Here is a 19,665-nt window from a genome sequence, read left to right as displayed (position 1 = left end):
GATCAGGAGGTCTGCGGCTCCGGGCCACGAAGCGCCTGCTCGACGGCATCGCGTACGCGGGCGTCCTCGCGCGCCTTGCGCTGTGCCTGGTTGCGGCGCCGGTACAGGTACGCCCCGACCAGCACGGCGATCAGCACGACGAGCACCAGCACCAGCATCCAGGGCAGGGCCCAGCCGTGTGCGGTGACCTGGACCGGCTTGAGCGAGGTGGTGGAGCCCGAGGCGTCGGTGAGCAGCGGCGTCAGGGTCGCGGTAGCGGCCAGCGAGATGGCGGGAGCCACCCCGTGTACGGGCACCGTCACGTTCCAGCTCTCACCCGGAAGAAGCTCCGGCGGCGCCGCGATGTCCTCGGCCTGCACCTTCAGCAGGCCGAAGGGGCCCGAAACCGTCACCGCCTGCTTACCGGACACTGCCGCGTTGCCGACGTTGTGGACCCGGTAGGTGATGGTGGCGTCACCCTTGCTGAACGGGTTTGTCGGTCCGGCGTACCTGACGTGGAGGTTCTCGATCGCGAGGTTCGGCTTCAGCTCGCCGCCCACCCGCAACTTGATCCGGATGCCGAGGCGCCGGTCGACGTTGATTCCCTCAGCCTGGTCGGCCTGCGTCAGCGTGGTGAGGATGCCACCGACGTAGTCACCGGGCGTGGCGTTCTCCGGAACGCTGACCTTGAAGGGAACCTGCGCGGTCTTTCCGGGCTGGATCACGACGCTGCCGGCGTTCGGCTTCACCCAGGCGCCGATCGCGACGGACTTCGTGCCCTTGGTGAGCAGGTCGAGCTGGCCGGCGTCGGTGGTGAAGCCGTCGGCCGCGTACACGGAGAGGGTCAGCGGCGCCGGGCCGCGGTTGGCCACGACCATGGCGTCCTCCACGGCACCGCCCGGGTTGACGTTGTAGCTGTAACTGGACCGGGCCTCGCCGTAGCTGTTGGAGGCCGTCCGGACCGTCCAGGCGACGTTACCGTCCGCGGCCAGGGCGGGACCGGCACCGACACCGACGGCCGCGACGACGGCGAGCAGGGACAGTGCGGTCGTACGGAGGCGTGCGGAGGTCGTGGTCTTCCAGCGAGTTACGGACGGTTGCATCTCAAGTCCTTGTGGTGATCTTGGTAGTGGGTGAACCGGTAGCGGGGTAGGCCCCGAAGGTGCCTACCCCGCCGCATGGATCTGTTCGGTCAGCTGCTCAGTGCGGTGATCGTGAGGGTGGTGCGGTAGCTACCCTTCGCGATGCTGTCCGGGATCTTCAGGTCCAGGTCAGCGCCGAGCTTGGCGCCGCCACGCGGGTGACCCTGCGCGGCCGCGGCGAGCCCGCTGGAGACCGAGAGACCCTTGCCCTGGTCGTCGAAGGACGACAGGACCGGGGCACCGGCCTCGGCGCCCGCGCCGGCGTCGAGCACGTACGGGTTCCAACCGAGGTAGGAGCCGGAGAACTTCTTGTCGGCGTCCTGGAAGTCGCCCACGTTGGCCGAGATCGACCACGGGGCGAGCGAGCGGCGGCTGTCCGACACGAGGATCGGGTTGATCTTGCCGTTGGCCTGGAAGTAGGTGCCGTCGCGCTCCTGCGCGGTACCCAGGTCGACCAGACCGTTGTAGCCGTCGATTGTCCAGCCGAACTCGCCCGGAGCCGGGTTCGGCACGTTCACCTGGATGGCCTGACCGTCACCGTGGAACGGGTGCACCGTCACGTTGTCGACGATCGAGCCGACCGGCTGGCCGTCCGGGGTGTTGACGCAGGAGAGGCCCTTCTCGACGGCCGCGTTCGGCGCCGCGCAGGTGCCGCTGCGGACGTTCGCGAGAACCAGCTTGTCGCCGCGAACCTGCACCTTGACGTAGCTGCGGACGTGCTCCTGGTTCTGCACGGAGTTGTACCAGTACTTGTTCGGGTCCAGCGGGTCCGGGCCGTTGCCGCGGATGCCGGTGCCGGTGTTGTCCGGCTTCTTGATGTCGTAGTACTTCGAGCCGGAGGCCGAGTTGGCCGTCACGTAGATGACGCCGCCCGGGCCGGGGAACACGTCGGCAGCACCCGGCTGCTCGGCCGGGTTCTCCTTCTGGCCGTTCTTGATGGAGTAGCTGCGGGAGTAGCTGTGGTCGTGACCCTGCAGGACCATGTCGACGCCGAGGTTGGAGAACGCGGTGGTGAAGTCTTCCCGCCGCTGCTTGTTGTCCGTGTCGGTCGCGTGGCTGGCCGGCGAGTAGATGGAGTGGTGGTAGACCAGCACCTTCCACTTGGCCTCGGAGCCGTGCTTGTTGATGACGTCGGTGACGTACGCGACGTGCGCCGCGTCGCCGCCGGCGGAGCCGTCCGCCGGGTTGACGTAGCTGTTGCTGTTCAGGTCGATGAACAGCACATCCTTGTGGATGAACCAGTAGTCGCCGCCGGACCGGGTCGCCTGGTCCCCGTTGTAGTACTGGGACGAGCGGTCGGTGTTCGGGGTGAAGTGGTGCTGCTCGTAGGACTTGCCGCCGACGTCGTGGTTACCGATGGTGGCGACCAGGGGGATCTGACGCAGCTGCTCGGGGGCCAGGAACGAGGTCCACTGACCCTCGTCGTTGGCGCTCTCGACGTGGTCGCCGGCGGACACCAGCAGCTCGGCGTTCGGGTTGGCCGCGGTGGCGACCTTCAGGGTGTCCTCCCAGCCGGCCTGGTCCTTCAGCCGGTCACCGGAGGAGCCGATCTGCGGGTCGCCGAAGAACAGGAAGTCGTAGTCGCCCTCGAAGTCCTGCGTCTTGAAGGCGTACGCCGGGGACCAGCTGCCCTCGGTGCCGACCCGGTACGAGTACGCCGTCTTCTCGCGCAGGTTGCTGATCGTGGCGTGCCGGTTGAAGCCGGTGGTGGAGGTGTTCGCCGCACCGACGGCGTCGAAGCTGACGGCGCCGGCCGGGAACTCGCCGTTGACGAGCTCGGCGGTCGGGGCGAGCTGGATCTTCTGCGCGGTGTCGGCCGAGGAGTACCAGCTCACGATGCGCTGGGTCTCGTTGGCGCCGACGCCGAGGACCACACCGGTGATCGTGGTGGACTCGGCCGCGCTCGCGGTGGCCATCAGGCCACTACCGAGGGCCGCGCCCATTCCCAGGAAGCCGGCTGCGACCCCGGCGACCAGGCGCCGCCGCACGAGCGCTGAGGCCCGTGTCGAGGTGCTCAATGTCATCGACATTGTTCCCTTTTCGAATAGAGAAATGGATTGTGCCTTCACCCGACGCTGGGGAAGCAAATCCACGCTTTCGCCGCCCGATGAACCAACCGTGAACGTGATCTTGCGAAAGACTGCACTTCACGAACTACTTAGCCCTGCTCATGATCCAGAAACACGCTGCACAAACCAGATCAACCCCATAATGGACACGGCTGCAGAAACAGCTCCCGTCACCCAGAGGCCGGCTTTCGGCGCACGAAGGCGCAGCACGAACAGCAGCGGGAAGACGACAGCGATAATCGTCAACTGAACGACCTCGATGCCGACGTTGAACACCAGTAGCGACCACAGCAGGGTCCACGACCACGCCTCGTCGATGCCCAGCGCGCCCGCGAAGCCAAGGCCGTGCACGAGGCCGAAGCAGAACACCACACCGAGGCGGATCCAGCCAGCCCGATCCAGGCTGAAGTGACCACGCCCGGTGGTCTCCAACTCGGCCGCGTGCTCACCACGCCGCCAGATCCCCCACAGGTGCCAGCCGGCGACCACGGCGATCGACAAGGCGATGATCGGCTCCACGATCACCCCCGGCACCTCCACCAGGCCGAGCGCGGCGAGCATGAACGTCACCGAGTGCGCCAGGGTGAAGCTGGTGGCCGCGAGCACGATCTCCCGGAGCCGCCGCGACCCGGCGATGAGCGCCAGCAGGAACAGGATGTGGTCGATCCCGCTCAACAGATGCTCGGCGCCCAGGACGAAGAACTCGCCGAACCGCTCGTACCAGGCCTGCGCCGTCGAGAAGGACGGGTTGGCGGCGTCCAGCGCCGCACTGCCCGAACGGCCGTCGATCTCGTAGGTGACGATCGTCTTCGTGCCCCTGACGTAGCCCTCGCCATCCGGGAAGAGGCTGCTGCGCACCACGTGCTCGTCGACCCGCTCGGGGCAGGTCCAGTCGAGCAGCAGGTTCGCGTACGGCACGCCCTCCCGCTCGCCGATCGTCGCGTCACCCAGCTGGGACGGCCGGCAGACCGCACCCCGGGAACTCACCGAGAACCGGTCGGAGACGTACCCGAGAACCGCCGACGCGTGACTCTTCAGGACGGCGGCCTGGGCCGCCCTGTCGCCCTGCTCGAACGCGGCGGTTCCCGCCCGGAAGAGCGGGTCGTCGTCGCCGGAATCCGCGGCGGACACGACGAGGAGGTCGTATTCGAGCTCCAGCCCCGTCCGAATGTGACCCTCGTCTCCCGCTGCGATTTTCCCGTACACAGTCGACGAGAAGCCGTGCGCGGACGCCGGTTCGACGCCCAGAAACGGAACCACCGCTGCGGCGAAACCGACAGCGGCGACGATAACGGAACGGCGGATGCGGCCTGACATTCGACTCCCTCGGTTGGCCAGTGCACGTTGCATGTCGTGGGTGAACACCAACCCGCGCACCGACGAACCGCCGGAGAACAACGTCCCCGAACGACGGCCCACCGATTGCCGGTGACCGGAATTGAGATAGGAATACGAAGAAGTACGCGCACTTTCCGCCACCACCCGGAGGACGATCACCTTGCGCCCCCCGCTTCGGGCCGTTGCCATGCTGGCCGTGACCGCCGCGCTGGTCACCGCCTGCAACTCCAGCGACGACTGGTCCGAGCCACGTCCGGCCCCCAGCGCCATCGGCACTCTCGGCCCAGGGTTCGTCGACCCCTCCACGAAGCCCGCGCCGGAGGCGACCATCACCCCGCAACCCGGCTCGTGGGCCGGCGTCCACCCGCCGAAGGACTACCGGGTCGTCCTGCTGACCAGCGGTGCGGACAGCCCGACCAAGGCCCTCGTGACGGCGGTCGAGGATTGGGCCGACGACGAGCACGTCGACCTCAGGAAAATCGTCGTCGCCAATGCGCACGACACCGTTCCCAGCATCGCCAAGGCGATGGAGATGGGCCCGGACCTCATCGTCAGCGCGGGCAACGACCTCATCGACGGGCTCGCCCTGGTCACCCCGAACCACCTGGACGAGAAGTTCCTCGTGGTCGGCGCGGAACTGGCCGAGCCCACCCACAACGTCACCGCTGTCGACTGGGACGGCGCGTCGTTCCGTGGTGAAGGGCTCGGCATGTCCTCGACGTACGACCCGAACTCGTTCACCGCGGACCGTTGCGCGGCGGCCATCCGGGCGGGCGTGGCCGCCGTCCTCAACGACCTGACCGGGATCGTGGTCTGGCTCTGACGACCGGGCTTCGTCGCAAACCGCGCGACCCAGCGCGGAGGCCGGTGGACCTCCGCACCGGGCCTGCCGGTCAGCCGGTCGAACAGGTGGGAGTCATCCCGGCGCCGGTGCCGGTGCCCTGGTAACCGAACTCGGTCGACTGCCCGGCTGCGACGGAGCCGTTGTAGGCGACATTGGTGAACTGAACGGTCCCGGTGCTGCCGCTCCGGTTGGCGCTCCAGACGCTGGTGATGCTGGCACCCGACGGCAGAGTCATGGCGACCGCCCAACCGTTGACCGGCGCGGTGCCGGCGGTCACCCGCACCGTGGCGACGAAACCGCCCGTCCACTGGTTGACCGACACCGTCGCCGCGCAGCCACCACCCGTCGGCGGCGGCGTGGTCGGCGGCGGCGTGGTCGGCGGCGGCGTGGTCGGCGGCGGCGTGGTCGGCGGCGGCGTGGTCGGGCCGTCAGTCAGGACCGGCGTCGGCCAGTCCCGCCAGTCGGCCAACCGGCCGAGCGCCCTGCTGGAAATCCGGATCACGCCCGGCTCGTTGCCCGTCTTCAGCAGGAACTTCCGGATGTTGTTCTGCAACGGGGTACGCCACTCGGGCCGGTTGGCACAGTGGCTGCCGTCCTGCACGTCGGACCAGTAGGTGATGTTGTCACCGGCGCCGAGCGCCTTGTAGACCTCCGCGCCGCCCAGGGCCGCGACGCTGGCCGACCGGGGGCCGAGGTTGGCGATGTGCGGGTTGTCCATGATGAACAGTCCGCGCGGTGCCACCATGGCGACCATCTCGTGGGTGTCCACCGGGAGCCGGTTCGGGCTGCCGGTGAAGGAGCCGAACGCGTCACCCAGCCAGGGTTGTTCCCCGTACGCGCTGCTCAGGCTCTGCGCGCCCTCGCCTGGGATACCCCGGAAGATGGGGACGCCGGCGCTGCCCGATTCGATCGGCATGGTCAGGGCGATGCGCTGGTCGAACACCCCGACGGCGAAGGCGCCCTTACCGTAACGGGAGCAACCGGTGACGCCCATCGCGTCCGCCTTGAGGATCCTGCCGTCGGACTGCTCGATGACGTCGATGATCCGGCTGACGCCCCAGCCCCAGGCGGCGAGCAGCCCGGTGCTGCTGGATGAGCCGTAGATGCTGTAGAACGCGCCCTGCTTGTTGTTGCGAGGAGTGCCCTCGCGGCCAACTGCCAGTGGGTCGTAACTGATCACGGCAGCGCCGGCGGCCTTGATGGTGGCCGTGTCGGCGCCGAACCCGCCGACCACCACGACGGCCGGGAAGGGACCGGTGCCGCTGGGCAGCTCGACCCGCGCCGAGAAGCTGGCGCTCCTGCCGTTGTGTGCCACGTTGACGGTGACGGTGCTGGTGGACACCGTCCCCGTGACCGTCGCGGGTTTGGCTGGCTTGTCGCCGAAGACGAACTTCTCGGCAAGCTCCTTGATCTCCGCCCGGCGGCAGCGCCAGTCGGTTCTGGAGGTGACGGTCGTCCCGTTCAGCTTCGTGAAGGGGTCGGGGAGCTTGGCGTTTGTGGGCAGCGAGCCCAGGTCCGGCAGACCGGACACGGCGCAGTCGGCGCCCTCGTCCTCGACTGCCGCGGCCAGCGGGCCTACGGCGGCCTGAGCGTGCGTCGTTCGTGTTACTACCGAAACCGATCCGGCGACCGTGAGCGCTGCCAGCGCCAGCGCGATGACCGCCGAACGGTTCGTAGAGCGACCCGAGCTGATGATCACGGGGCTCTCCTTCCGAGTGGTGATGGAAAGGAAGGAACGAAACGCGATCGATGATCACGAATGCCAGCCAGGTAAAGCTTGAGCGCTCCGATCGGCACGTGTCAATATTTTGCCGAAACTTTCGGCACCTCCCGCAGCCTCAGGAGAGGCTTCCACCCCGCCGCCGGGGCATCCCTCCGCGCAGGGACGCGGGTGGGGCCACAGGTAGCCCCGGACCAGATATCCGAAAGTTTCGACAATCAGCGCGAGGTAGGCCCACGATCCTCGAACTCGTACGTGGTGGTCAGGCCCTCGGGCAGATCGGGGACCAGGGCGTTGGTGCCGTCCACCACCTGGACGTAGCGCTTGCCCTGGAAGATCGAGTAGCTGCCGTCGGGGACCTGATCGATCCGGAAGAGCTGCGTCGAGGCGGCCGGGTCACACGGCCGGCCGCGTACGCTGCCCGGCGCGGCGTCGTGCACGACTGTCATGCAGATCGCGTCGGCCCCCGACGCCCGGAGGATCCGGTACCTGTCGCCCTCGGGGCGCAGCACCCACAGCGCCCGGTCGTCGATTCCCTGCTCGGTGGTGGCCCGCACCTGATCGCCGTCGCGGTCGACCGCAAGCGTGGCTCCGCGCATGCCGGGCAGCACGATCTGGATCTGCCGCCGGCCGGCGAGGATCTCCTGCGGTCCCGCCGAGGCGGTCACGGGCGGGGTCACGGACGGGGTCACGGGTGGGGTCACGGGTGGCGCGACCTGGGTGGCCGGGCCGACACCCGGCGTCTCGACGTCGTTTCGCATCTGCAGGAAAGCGGTGCCAGCGGCGATGGCCACCACCGCCAGCCCCGCCGCGCCGACGGCCGTCCGACGGCGCCGACGCCTGTCGCTGCGGTGCCGCAACGTCTGTGCTCCCGGCAGCGTGGCGACTCGCCGGACCTCGTCCACGATCGCGGTGAGGTCGTCGCGCGGATCAGCCATGGGAGGTTCCCTCCTGGTGCGCATCGGTCAGCAACCCGGCCATCGCTCTCCGACCTCGGGCGAGGTACGTCTTCACCGTTCCGACGGGGGCCTGCATCTCGGCTGCCACCTCCGCGACGCTGAGATCGTTGAGGTGGTGCAGCACGACTGCCCGCCGCTCGTTGGCGCTCAACCGTTGCAGCGCCTGCAACAGTGCGACGTGGTCCTCGTTCAGTCCGGGCACGCCCTGATCGACGGCCGCCCGACGATGTGCGCGTACCCGGTTGAAGGCCTTGCGCCAACTGCTCACCGCGATCCGGGAGGCCACCCGGCGGACCCACGCCTCCGGACTGTCCGTCTCCCGCACCGTCCGCCACCGCTGCCAGGCCCGCATGAACGCCTCGGCGACGGCGTCCTCCGCCTCGGCGCGATTGCCGGTGAGCGCGTACACGTGACCCACGACCCGACCCGCACAGGCCGCGTAGAGGGCGTCGAACTCTTCGGCGTCACGCATCCGACCGGTGCTCTCCCATGCCTCGTCCCCTGGTCACCGCCGCATGGAACTCGCCCCGGTGGACCGGTCACGTCGGCGCGGGGCGCGATTGTGGCCTCCGTCACACCGCAGTGATCAACCTAACGACCAGGCCAGGCGTCATCGTGCCGACCCGGGAGACGCCCGTGGCGGAGAGGACGATGTGCGACGACGGCAACGACGCGCCCTGACAGCCGGCGTACTCGCGACCGCGCTGGTGGCGGCGGGCCTGACCGCCCAACCGGCGAACGCGCAGGAGAGGCCTGCGGCCACTGCTCCCGGCACCCACGGAACCTTCACTCTGATCACCGGGGACCGGGTGTCGGTGGACGCGGCGGGTCGCCCGCAGATCCAGCGCGGGCCGGGGCGGGCCGCCATGCGCTTCGTGAGCAGCCGGGAGGACGGTCACCAGTACGTCATCCCGGTGGACGCCATGCCGCTGGTGCGGGACGGGCGGCTCGACCGGCGACTGTTCGACCTCACCACGCTCGGCGAGTTCGGCTACGACGACCGGGCCGCCGAGTTGCCGCTGCTGGTCGCGTACCCCGAGAACATGGCGGCGCGGGCGCGGACCGCGACCACCGGGGGTGCCGGGCGGGTGCGGGCCGACCTGCCGGCCGCGCACGCGCTCGCGGTCCGTGCGGACCGGGACGACCGGGTGACGCTCTGGGCGTCGCTCACCCGCGGTACGCCGTCCGCGCGCACCCTCAGCGCGGGGGTCACCCACATCTGGCTGGACGGCAAGCGCACGGTCTCCCTCGATCGCAGCGTGCCGCAGATCGGTGCCCCGGCGGCGTGGCAGGCCGGGTTCGACGGCACCGGCATCACCGTCGGCGTGCTGGACACCGGGATCGACGCCAATCACCCCGACTTCGCCGGCCACCTCACCGAGGTCCGGGACTTCACCGGCGGCAACGACCCGAGCGACGCGGTCGGTCACGGCACCCACGTGGCGTCGACGATCGTCGGCAGCGGCGCCGCCTCCGACGGCAGGTACCGCGGGGTCGCACCGGGGGCGAAGCTGCTCGTCGGCAAGGTCTGCGCCACCACCGAATGCCAGGACTCGGACATCATCACCGGCATGCAGTGGCTCGCGCCGCAGACCCGGGTGGTCAACCTGAGCGTGGGAGGCGACGACGCGCCCGGCCTCGACCCGCTGGAGACCGCCGTCCAGGAGTTGAGCCACAGGTACGGCACCCTCTTCGTGGTCGCGGCCGGCAACGAGGGGAAGCCGAAGTCGGTCTCCTCGCCGGCCTCCGCCGACGACGCCCTCGCCGTCGCCGCAGTGGACGCCGACGACCAGCGGGCCTACTTCTCCAGCCGGGGCCCGCGCGTCGGCGACAACCACATCAAGCCCGAGATCAGCGCGCCCGGCGTCGACATCGTGGCCGCCGCCCCCGGCGGTGACTACGCCACCATGTCGGGTACGTCGATGGCGACCCCGCACGTGGCCGGCACCGCCGCGATTCTCGCCGGGCAGCACCCGGACTGGACCGGCCCGCAGCTCAAGGCCGCCCTGATGGGCTCGGCCAAGCCGACCGGCGCGGACACCATCTACGAGCAGGGCGCCGGCCGGGTGGACATCGCCCGCGCGGTCGCCCAGCCGGTCGCCGCCGACGTCGCGGCCATCGACTTTCCGGTGCAGCGCTGGCCGCACGCCGACGACAGCCCGATCACCCAGGTCGTCGGCTACCGCAACACGGGCACCACCCCGGTCACACTGACGCTGGCCATCGCTCCGGCCCCGGCCGGCATGCTCACCGTCAGCCCGGCCACGCTTGTGGTGCCGGCCGGTGGCCGCGCCGAGGCGACGATCACCGTGGACACCCGGGTGGACGCCCCGGACGGCGTCTACCAGGGGGCGCTCACCGCGACCGGCGCCGACGACCTGCGGGTACGGACGCCCTTCGTGCTGAACCGCGAGATCGAGAGCTACGACGTACGGCTCGACCACACCGGACGCGACGGCAAGCCGGCCACCGAGTACACGACAGTGGCCGCGAACCTGACCACAGGCGAGTTCAGCACCCTCGCCGTGACACCGGGCGGCGGCGTCCTGCGGCTGCCGAAGGGGCGGTACGCGCTGTACAGCACCATCCACGAGGCTTCCGTGTCGACCCTGCTCGCACAGCCGGTCCTGGACGTACGCGGCCCGGTCACCGAGGCTGTCGACGCCCGCACCGCCAAGCCGGTCGCGTTGACAGTGCCGCAGCGCGACGCCGCGCCGATCTCGATCAACGTGAGCGCCAACTGGGACGACGGCTTCCGCTATCCCGGCGTGCAGCTCAGCGGAGTGTCCTTTACGGACGTCTTCTTCGGCCGGCTCGGGCCCGCCGTCGCGGCACCCGAGTTCACAGCGACGCTGGGCATCGGGCTTGCCCGACCGGGCGCGGATCGCACCTTCCGGAACAGCCCCTACACCTACGACCTGGCGTACGTCGGCAAGGGCGACATGTTCACCGGCCTGACCAGGAAGCTGTCACCGAAGAACCTGGCCACCGTCAAGACGACCTACCGCAGCCAGTCCACGATGACGACGGCCACCCGGTTCCACCGCGCGTCGGCGCCCGGAGGCGCGGGCCCGATCGGTTCCAACACGCCTGTCGACCTGCCGTTCAAGGGCACCGAGTACTTCAACACCGACGGCGGCATCGTCTGGACGTCCACGTTCGTCGAGGGGGACAACTCCACCACGCAGGATTCCACCTTCACGTCGGGCCGCACGTACGCCCAGACCTGGAACGCGGCACCCTTCGGGCCCACCGTGGCACAGGCACCGACCCTGTCGCCTCTGGGGTACGCGGGCCGCGACGGCGACACCATCTCGATCGCGTCGATGCCCCTGTTCGGCGACGCGACCGGTCGCCCCGCGAGCCGCGACGATCAGCCGGTGCGGTTCCGGCTGCTGCGCGACGGTAAGGAGATCGGCACCTCGGACAGTCCGTGGGCCGAGTTCGCGGTGCCCGCCGGGAAGGCCACCTACCGGCTGGAGGCGACCGCCACCCGAGGCGCACCGGACACCCTGTCGACGTCGGTCTCGGTGGCCTGGACCTTCACCTCGGCGCACACCACGTCGCCGGAGCGGCTGCCTCTGACCACGGCTCGCCCGACGCCGGTGCTCGACGACACCAACACCGCACGGACCGGCCGGAGCATGACGATCCCGGTTTCGCTGGACCGGCAGGCCGGCTCGAAGGCCGCGCCGAACCGCACGCTCGGCGTCTCCGCGTCGTTCGACGACGGCCGGACGTGGGTCGCGTTGCCGGTGCTCCGTAATGTCGCTCTGATCAGTCACCCACGACGGGCCGGATTCGTCTCGCTGCGACTGACCGCCACCGACACCGCCGGCAACACGGTCACGCAGACGATCCAACGGGCCTATCGGATCGCCTGACGCATCACCTGGTCCGGGGCGGTGGCCTCTTGAGCCGCCACCCCGGACCTCAGGTCCTCAGTGCCTCAGCGCCTCAGGCGGTGAAGGCGCCGTCGATGGCGATGGACGCGCCGCTGATGAAGGTGGCCTCGTCGCTGAGCAGGAACGCGGTGAGCGCGGCGACTTCGTCGGGGGTGCCGGCTCGTCCGGTCGGCTGCGCCGACAGGTAGCGCTCCGCAATCTCCGGGGCCTGGCTGACCACGTTCCGCCAAAGCGGGGTGTCAACCAGGCCGGTGACCAGGGCATTCACCCGGACACCGGAGCGCGCCACGTCCAGGGCCGCCGAGCGCGTCAGACCGATGACGCCGTGCTTCGAGGCGTTGTAGGCGGCCTGGGTCGGGTCGCCCTTGACGCCGGAGACGGAGGCGTTGTTGACGATCGCGCCGCCGCCGGAGGCGATGATGGCCGGAAGCTCGTACTTGAGGCCGTAGAAGACGCTGGTCAGGTTGAGGGCGAGCGACAGGTTCCAGTTGTCGCTGTCGGTGTCGCGCACGCTGGCCATCGGGCCACCGCCGGCGTTGTTGAACGCGCCGTCCAGCCGCCCGTACTCCGTCACCGCAGCGTCGACGAGCCGCGCCATCTCCTCCTCGACCGTCACGTCGGTGGGCACGAAGAGGGCGCTGCCACCCGTGGTCCTGATCTCTGCGGCGACCTCCTCGCCACGGTCCTTGTCGCGGGCGCCGATGACGACGCGGGCCCCTTCCGTGGCCGCCCGCTGGGCGAACGCCAGGCCCATGCCCTGCGTACCGCCGGTCACGATCAGCACCTTTGATTCCAACCGTCCAGACATCTCGTTCCACATCCACTTCGACTGGTGAGCCGCCGCGGTGGCCCGCGGGGCTTCGTGAGACGGAACGCTAGCCTTTTCTGGAACGGTCACCAAAGTAATGCCACTCACATCGGTTGGCCGCCGCGCTCCGCACCGCCGCCTGACTAGCCGATATTCGCTACTACACGTGCATTTCATCCAATCTAGCGACCACAATGACGCTGTAACTGCGGGCACATTCTGTGGTGGTCGTTCCATAACGTCGTTAGCGTTGGGCACGCCGAGCGAATCCGTGCAAATCGCCTTTAAGGAACAGCCATGCCCGTAGGTCACGCCGCCCCGGAATCCCGGCGATGGAAGGCCCTGTTGTTCATCTCCATCGCTCAACTGATGGTGGTGCTCGACGGGGCGGTCATGAACATCGCGCTCCCCTCGGCGCAACAGGCGCTGCACTTCACGGACGGGAGCAGGCAGTGGGTGGTGACCTCGTACGGCCTGGCCTTTGGCGGCCTGCTGCTGGTCGGCGGCCGGATCGGTGACATGGTCGGGCGCAAGCGCACCTTCCTGATCGCGCTGGCCGGCTTCGCAATCGCGTCGGCGATCGGTGGCCTGGCCGTCAACGCCGCGATGCTGTTGCTCGCCCGGGCACTACAGGGTGTGTTCGCGGCCCTGCTCGCGCCGGCCGCGCTCTCGCTGCTCTCCCTGTCCTTCACCCAGCCGAGGGAACGCGCGAAGGCGTTCGGTGTGTTCAGCGCGGTCTCGATCGCCGGTGGGGCTGTCGGCCTGATCGTGGGAGGGCTGCTCACCCAGTACCTGAACTGGCGCTTCGCGATGTTCGTCCTCGTACCGATCGCGGTCATCGGGATCCTGGGCGCCCGTCGCACCGTCCACGACGACGGCGAGCGGCACCGCGCCCGGCTCGACCTGCCCGGCGTGCTGCTGGCCAGCTCCGGACTCGTCGGCCTGGTCTACGGCTTCGGCGTCGCCGAGAGCCACGGGTGGTCGGCGGGGGTGACCATCGGATCATTCACCGCCGGGGTGCTGCTGCTGGCGACCTTCGTCGTGGTGCAGGCGCGGGTCGCGTCCCCGCTGCTGCCGCTGCGCGTCCTGACCGAACGCAACCGGGCCGCCGCGTACCTCTCGGTTGGTTTCGCGATCGTCAGCATGTTCGGGATGTTCCTCCTGCTCAGTTACTACTTCCAGCAGGTCAAGGGATGGTCGCCGGTGCTGGCCGGTCTGGCGTTCATGCCGATGGCCGTGCCGCAGGCCATCGGTGCCACACAGATCGGCGCCCGACTCGCGCACCGGATTGCACCCCGGCCGATCATGGTCGGCGGGTACCTCGTCACCGCTGTCGGTCTGGTGCTGCTCGCTCTGCTCGACGCGGACAGCGGCTTCCTGGAGATCGCGTTCGCCGAAGTGGTGATCGGGCTCGGCATCGGCACCGCCTTCATGCCCGCGATGAGCATCTCCACGCACGGCGTCGAGCCCAAGGACGCCGGTGTCGCCTCCGCCATGATCAGCTCGTCGCAGCAGGTCGGCGGGTCGATCGGCACCGCGCTGCTGAACACCATCGCGACCAGCTCGGCCGCCACCTACCTCGTCTCGCACGGTGGCTCGGCGGCGCGAGTCCAGGAGCGGAACGAGGCGCTGATGCACGGCTACTCGGTCGCCTACTGGGTCGCCGTCGGATTCGTGGTCGCGGCAGCCCTCGTCTCCGCGGCCATGGTGAACGCCGGCGCTCCGAAGCACGTCCCGGCCCCGACGGACGCCCTCGGGGACGTGACCCCGGTGCCCGTGCACTGACCGCTGTCGCGCCTGCAGATCCGGCGCGGTGACCGAGGACACGGTGCACGGACTCCGCTGAGAGGGTGGAATCAGGGATGTGAGCAGAGAAGGCACCGGCGAGTGACGTCGTGAGGTCCACTCTTTCGAGGGGCGACGCGGGTTCGTCCAGCGCTGGCACGACGCCCGCGACGAACGAACCGATTCGCGTGACGGCCGCCCATCGGCAGCGCTGGGCGGTGCAGACAATGGCTGTCGCATCCGACGACCAGGTGCTGGAGATTGGCTGCGGTCGGGGAGCCGCCGTCTCCCTGGTCGCCAGCCAACTCACCACCGGTCGGATCGTCGCCATCGACAGCGCCGCGACGATGGTGCGGCTCGCGACCCAACGGAACCTGAGCCACATCGACGCCGGCAGAGCCGAGATCCGGCGAGCAGGGTTCGAGTCGGCTGACCTTCCGACTGACCACTTCACCAAGATCTTCGCGGTGAACGTCAGCCTCTTCTGGTTGGGCGACGCTGCGCAGCAGGTCGCTCGGATACGCAGCCTGCTGGCGCCGGGAGGACAGCTCTACGTCTTCGGCGAGCGACCCACCGAAGCGCACGCCACCGCGAACCTCACCGCTACCGAACTACTGCTCGAAACCCACGGTTTCGCCACGACCACATCGAGCGCCACCCGTGGTCGGCGCCAGGTGCTGACCTGTGTCACCGGCACGCCGGTCCGGTGACGTGGGCCGATCACAGCGTTGACATGAGCCGGGCGGGCTCGGCGTGATGCCGAGCCCGCCCGTCCAGTGTCAGTCGAGCTTGATCAGATCCGTTCAGCGCTGCAGGGTCAGCAGACCCGGCCGGTACGGCAGCAGACCGTAGTCGACGCCGTTGGAGCTGGGGGAACGACCCTGGTAGAGCAACTGCAGGTTGCACGCGTTGACCGTCATCGTCTGGTCGGCGCTGGTGCGCAGCAGCTCACCGTGACTGATGTCGTTGGTCCAGGTGGCACCGCTGTTGGCCTTACCCGCGAACGGGTTGCTCTCGCTGGTGGCGTTCGGCGTCCACGAACCACCCAGGCTGCTGGCCGTGAACGACCGGAAGTAGCGGCCCTGCGAACCGATCGCCTCGACGATCATCAGGTACTTGTTCAGACCCTGCAGCTTGTAGACCTGCACCGCCTCGAACAGGTTGTTCGTGGTGTCGCTCATGATCGTCGTGTAGTTCGAGCCGAAGCTGCCGGGGAAGTTCCCGATCGGCATGCTGGCCCGGTAGATCTTGCCGTTGTCCCCGGCGAAGAAGAGGTACATGTTCGTACCGTCACCGATGACCGCCTGATCGATCGGACCCGTACCAGAACCGGTGATGCTTCCACTGAACAGCGTCTGCGGCGACGACCACCCGTTCGGGTTGGTCGGGTCAGACGAGGTCCGGTACGAGAACGCCGGCCCACCCCACTGGTACGTCAGAACCCAGATGTTCTTCGGCGCGAAGTAGAACAACGACGGCGCGACAGTGCCGGAGTTCATCGCGTTCTGGCTGGCCGAGGCCATCTGCGAATAGTTCGTGAACAGCCCGAAGTTCATCGAACCCCAACTGGACCCGAAGTCGTGGGTGGTGGCGTAAACCAGTTGCTGGCCGTTGTACGGGGCGACGGTGAAGTCCTTCAGCGACACCCAACCCGACCTCGGGTTCGCCAACACCCCGGTGGAGGACCACCGGTACGTCGACGGAACGTCGCACGTGCCGCTTGGCGGCGGCGTGGTGGGGTCGGTCCCACCGCCGACGCGGACGAGTTGCCACTGCTGGTTTGCGCCGTTCCAGTCGTCGTACTGCACGATGTTTCCGCCGTCGGCGGTCGAGGCGCCCTGCACCTCCATCACCTTGTTGCTGTTCCGGTTGATCAACCGGACGTAGCCGCTGTCCGAGTCGGCCAGCCGGAACTGCTGGTTGGTGCCGTTGAGGTCAGCCCACTGCACGATGCTGCCACCGTTGGCGGTCGAGAAGCCCGAGACGTCCAGCACCTTGCCGGACAGCCGCGACTTCACCCGGTAGTAGCCACCACCGGAGTCGACGAACTGCCACTGCTGCTGGTTGCCGTTGTTGCGGGTCCACTGGGTGATCCGGGCCCCGTCATTAGTGGCCAGGTTGTAGACGTCCAGGGCCTTGCCGCTGTTGCGGTTGACCAACACGTACCACGCGTTCGTGTCGACAGTCGCCGCGGCGGCGGGTGACGACACCACAGCTACGGCGGCGCCACCGACCATCAGCGCCGCCGCGCTGGCGGCGAGAAGGCGGGGCAACCACCAACGCCGCCGCGACGGCGGTGCGATCGATGGAGACCTATCGAGGGCAGACATGATCCTCCTCCAGTGACCAAGAGCCGAACGGCCTGCCCGAGGGTGGGCGTACCGCGACGCGTGGCCGAGCACGCAGGCGTCAGAGAGTTAGCGTTAACAAGACGCCGGCGAGCCGTGGCGCACGCCTGATTCGAGATCGACGTAGCAGGGCTTGCCCGGAAAGCCGAGGTGTCGTCGTCCTTAGGCATCGACTGTGAGCGATAACATGCCGTTCGTCAAGACGTAATGTGCTGGGAACATCAGCAACTGTCCGGCCGCAGATCTTGAGGCGGGACGTCTTCCAGAGACTTCCCGCAGGCATCGCCCCAGATCCCCGGCGCGCACCCCGACTGAGCCCTTGAGGAGGCACCGCGAGCGCGTTAACATCGACGTTTGCCCATTACTGGCGGTGCCGACGAGCTCAGGCCTGAACCTCGACCGGCTGTCGCGCCGGTGCGGCGACGGCCGCCAGAGCGGGCGCGTCGGTAGCCCTCGTCGTTCCCTCGGGGTCGGGCCCCGCGCCGGCCGGAGAATCATCGCGCCGCCGCAGGGGCAGCGGCACAACCACGTCCTTCAGCAACATGGCGGAGCGCTCGACCAGGTGCCAGGAGAGTGCCGCGAGGACCAGAGTGCCGGCGGACGACACCGCCAGGTAGGTGACGAAGCCGTACCGCACGCCGATGAGCAGGGCGACAACCTGCTGAACCGGAAACGCGTAGATGTAGACGCCGTACGAGTAGTCCCGCTTACGACCGATCGGGTGTAGCCACCGGGGCAGCCCGACCGCCAGGTACAGCAGCAGGAACGCCAGCAGCGGCACCCCGAGGACATAGAAGCCGCCGACCCGCGCGGTCACCGCGACCCCGACGGCGGCGAGCGCCGCCAGCCAGCCGGTCATCGGCACCCTGTGCGCGTACAGCTTGGCCACCGCACCGAGCAGGAAAGCGAAGGTCAGGTAGATGACGAGGTGCTTCTCGAAGGTCCCGACGACCGGGTACGGACCCAGAACACCGTGCTTGGCCGGCAGGACGACAAGCCCGTCACCCCGGACGAAGTCCTCGACGACGACCCCGTACACCCCGAGCAGCAGCAGCACCATGGCGGCGCGTGCCCGGGCCAGCACCGCGGTCGCCGCCAGCGCGGCGAGCATGAAGTAGCAGAGCACCTCGTACCGCAGCGTCCACAGCGAGCCATTCACCGGGCGATGCCTCGCCCATGCCTGCCCCTGTCGTCTGAGCCTCAGCTGCCATCCGGCATCGCCGTGCCCGTACTGTATGCGGCCCTTCTCCGGCCGCGCAGTAGTCGACGAGGGGACACAGGTAACAACCCGCCAACGGTCCCTCGGGCCACCTCCTGCGCCTGTGGCGACGGGGTACGCCCGCGGCAGACCGCGCCTCGGTCGACAAGGCTGAACGTGATGTCGATCGGGGCGCAGTCCGCGCTACGGCGCCGGCCGGAATCCGGGGCCGGGGGCTTCACCTCGAGCTATCGGCGGCTCCACTGCTGGTTGGCCTGGCCGGTGCAGGTCCAGAGGACGAGCTTCGTGCCGTTGCCCGTACCCATGTTGTACGGGTCCAGGCAGAGGCCGGACTGCACCCCGGTGATGGTGCCGTTGGCGTTGACGTTCCACTGCTGGTTCGTTCCGCCGTGGCAGTCGTAGATGGTGACCTGGGTCCCCGGGGAGGTGCCATAGCCGGCGGCGTCGAGGCACTTGTTGCCGTACACGGTTAGCGTCTTGCCGCTCGTGTAGGTCCACTGCTGGTTCGTGCGGCCATGACAGTCCCACAACTGCACCTGGGTGCCGTTGGTGGTGGAAGAGCCGGGGACGTCGACGCAGCGACCGGACAAGGTGCCCACGATCGCGGTGGTCTGTCCGCCGCCGCTGCCCGGGTCGCCGATGCTGCCGGGGACCGACTGCAAGGCGCTGTACCAGCGGGCGGCCATCTTGTCGTAGCCGCCGGACGTGGGGTGGACGCCGTCGATCAGGTCGGCGGTGCTGAGGGCGCTGTGCATGTCGACCAGGCGCACCCGCTTGCCGGCGTTCACCTTGCTCTGCACGATGCCGGGGATCGCCGCGTTGAAGGTGCGGGCGGCCGCCTCCTGGTTGGTGTTGGCGAGCGGGATGATCTGCGCGACGAACACCTCTGCGGTGGGGGCTGTGGTGGTGATCCGGTCGATCAGGGTGGAGAGCCGGTTCGGCGCGGTGCTCACGTTGTAGTTCTGCAGGATGTCGTTGGTGCCGATGTGCAGCAGGACGGTCTGTGGCCGTTGGGTGTTCAGCCAGCCGACGATGTTCGCGTCGATCTGGTCGATGCGCCAGCCGGGATGCCCCTGGTGGTCGTGGTCACCCAGGCTGGCCGGCCCGTTGAACTGCGACCCGACGAAGTCCACCGTGTACCGACCGTTGACGAGGCGCTGCCAGAGCCCGATCCGGTACCCGCCCGGCACCTGGGTGCCCTCGGTGATGGAGTCGCCGAGCGGCATCACCCGCACCCCGCCGTTGGATTCCGCGTTGGCCGGGCCGGTCGAGGTCAGCACCCCGGCAAGCACGACACCGAGTGCGGCGGTCGCCGCGAGCCATCTTGCCCTCGTTCGCATAGATTTCTCCCCTGCAGTGGTAGTGCTGACCGAGGAGTCAGGCCGTGGCGACCGCTGCCACACCGGCATGACGATGCCGTCGCAGCACTGGGACGGATTGTTAACGCTAACAGCGATTCATGTAAATTCTTGTCGCTGATCTGCCTGGCGTCAAGCGCCAGCAACCGGGGTTCGCGCGCCGGAGCCCGCGCCATCGATCGCCACCTGCG

At 68.8% G+C, this 19,665-nt stretch carries 14 protein-coding genes; 4 read left to right on the top strand and 10 right to left on the bottom strand.

Translation table 11 applies throughout. From position 1 onward, the window contains the following. Positions 1-2: 2 nt before the first annotated feature. From ABZU74_RS03825 to ABZU74_RS03815, 3 genes are all read right to left on the bottom strand, one after another. Positions 3-1,082: a DUF916 domain-containing protein gene (locus ABZU74_RS03825; protein ID WP_355418138.1), complete on the bottom strand. Its 1,080-nt coding sequence runs from the start codon at positions 1,080-1,082 to the stop codon at positions 3-5. Positions 1,083-1,171: 89 nt separating this feature from the next. Further along, positions 1,172-3,145: an FN3 domain-containing metallophosphoesterase family protein gene (locus ABZU74_RS03820; protein WP_355418135.1), complete on the bottom strand. Its 1,974-nt coding sequence runs from the start codon at positions 3,143-3,145 to the stop codon at positions 1,172-1,174. 144 nt (positions 3,146-3,289) lie between these two features. After that, entirely contained in the window at positions 3,290-4,744 is a 1,455-nt protein-coding gene (locus ABZU74_RS03815; protein WP_355418132.1) for a HupE/UreJ family protein, read from the bottom strand. On the opposite strand from ABZU74_RS03815, the gene ABZU74_RS03810 reads away from it, so the two are divergent. Then, positions 4,716-5,351, top strand: a complete 636-nt coding sequence (locus tag ABZU74_RS03810; protein ID WP_355418129.1) for a hypothetical protein — start codon at positions 4,716-4,718, stop codon at positions 5,349-5,351. The two genes, ABZU74_RS03815 and ABZU74_RS03810, sit on opposite strands and share 29 nt — an antisense overlap. A gap of 70 nt (positions 5,352-5,421) precedes the next feature. On the opposite strand, the gene ABZU74_RS03805 is transcribed toward ABZU74_RS03810, so the two are convergent. From ABZU74_RS03805 to ABZU74_RS03795, 3 genes are all read right to left on the bottom strand, one after another. Continuing rightward, a complete protein-coding gene (locus ABZU74_RS03805) occupies positions 5,422-7,071 on the bottom strand; it encodes a cellulose binding domain-containing protein (protein ID WP_355418126.1) in 1,650 nt (549 codons plus the stop codon). A 239-nt stretch (positions 7,072-7,310) separates the two neighbouring features. Further along, positions 7,311-8,030 carry a hypothetical protein gene (locus ABZU74_RS03800; protein WP_355418123.1) on the bottom strand — a complete coding sequence of 240 codons (720 nt, stop codon included), beginning with the start codon at positions 8,028-8,030 and terminating at the stop codon, positions 7,311-7,313. After that, positions 8,023-8,523 carry a sigma-70 family RNA polymerase sigma factor gene (locus tag ABZU74_RS03795; protein WP_355418120.1) on the bottom strand — a complete coding sequence of 167 codons (501 nt, stop codon included), beginning with the start codon at positions 8,521-8,523 and terminating at the stop codon, positions 8,023-8,025. Before ABZU74_RS03795 ends, ABZU74_RS03800 begins: the two co-directional genes overlap by 8 nt. A gap of 181 nt (positions 8,524-8,704) precedes the next feature. Here ABZU74_RS03795 and ABZU74_RS03790 point away from each other — a divergent pair, with 181 nt between their 5' ends. Further along, positions 8,705-11,935 (top strand): S8 family serine peptidase, encoded by a 3,231-nt coding sequence (locus tag ABZU74_RS03790; RefSeq protein WP_355418117.1) that lies wholly within the window; start codon positions 8,705-8,707, stop codon positions 11,933-11,935. Between the two features lie 73 nt (positions 11,936-12,008). Here ABZU74_RS03790 and ABZU74_RS03785 read toward each other — a convergent pair whose 3' ends face one another. Beyond that, positions 12,009-12,764, bottom strand: coding sequence for a glucose 1-dehydrogenase (locus tag ABZU74_RS03785; protein ID WP_355418114.1), 756 nt, complete (start codon positions 12,762-12,764; stop codon positions 12,009-12,011). Positions 12,765-13,061: 297 nt separating this feature from the next. Between ABZU74_RS03785 and ABZU74_RS03780 the strand changes: the two genes are divergently transcribed. Next, on the top strand, positions 13,062-14,549 hold the full coding sequence (locus ABZU74_RS03780) for an MFS transporter (protein WP_355418111.1): 1,488 nt from the start codon (positions 13,062-13,064) through the stop codon (positions 14,547-14,549). A 110-nt stretch (positions 14,550-14,659) separates the two neighbouring features. Then, positions 14,660-15,259, top strand: a complete 600-nt coding sequence (locus tag ABZU74_RS03775; RefSeq protein ID WP_355418108.1) for a class I SAM-dependent methyltransferase — start codon at positions 14,660-14,662, stop codon at positions 15,257-15,259. A gap of 93 nt (positions 15,260-15,352) precedes the next feature. Here the strand turns inward: ABZU74_RS03775 and ABZU74_RS03770 are convergent, their stop codons facing one another. The 3 genes from ABZU74_RS03770 to ABZU74_RS03760 form a co-directional block, all read right to left on the bottom strand. Further along, entirely contained in the window at positions 15,353-16,879 is a 1,527-nt protein-coding gene (locus tag ABZU74_RS03770) for a non-reducing end alpha-L-arabinofuranosidase family hydrolase (protein ID WP_355418105.1), read from the bottom strand. 400 nt (positions 16,880-17,279) lie between these two features. Continuing rightward, the gene (locus ABZU74_RS03765; protein ID WP_355418102.1) at positions 17,280-18,056 is read right to left on the bottom strand and encodes a hypothetical protein; all 777 of its coding nucleotides are present in this window, start codon (positions 18,054-18,056) and stop codon (positions 17,280-17,282) included. 287 nt (positions 18,057-18,343) lie between these two features. Beyond that, the gene (locus ABZU74_RS03760) at positions 18,344-19,456 is read right to left on the bottom strand and encodes a ricin-type beta-trefoil lectin domain protein (RefSeq protein ID WP_355418099.1); all 1,113 of its coding nucleotides are present in this window, start codon (positions 19,454-19,456) and stop codon (positions 18,344-18,346) included. Positions 19,457-19,665 lie beyond the last annotated feature (209 nt).

Origin of the sequence: Micromonospora sp. NPDC005171 (assembly GCF_040608575.1) — a bacterium.
In the GTDB taxonomy this organism is placed as follows: Bacteria; Actinomycetota; Actinomycetes; order Mycobacteriales; family Micromonosporaceae; genus Micromonospora.
This window is presented reverse-complemented; position numbering and strand designations above follow the sequence as displayed.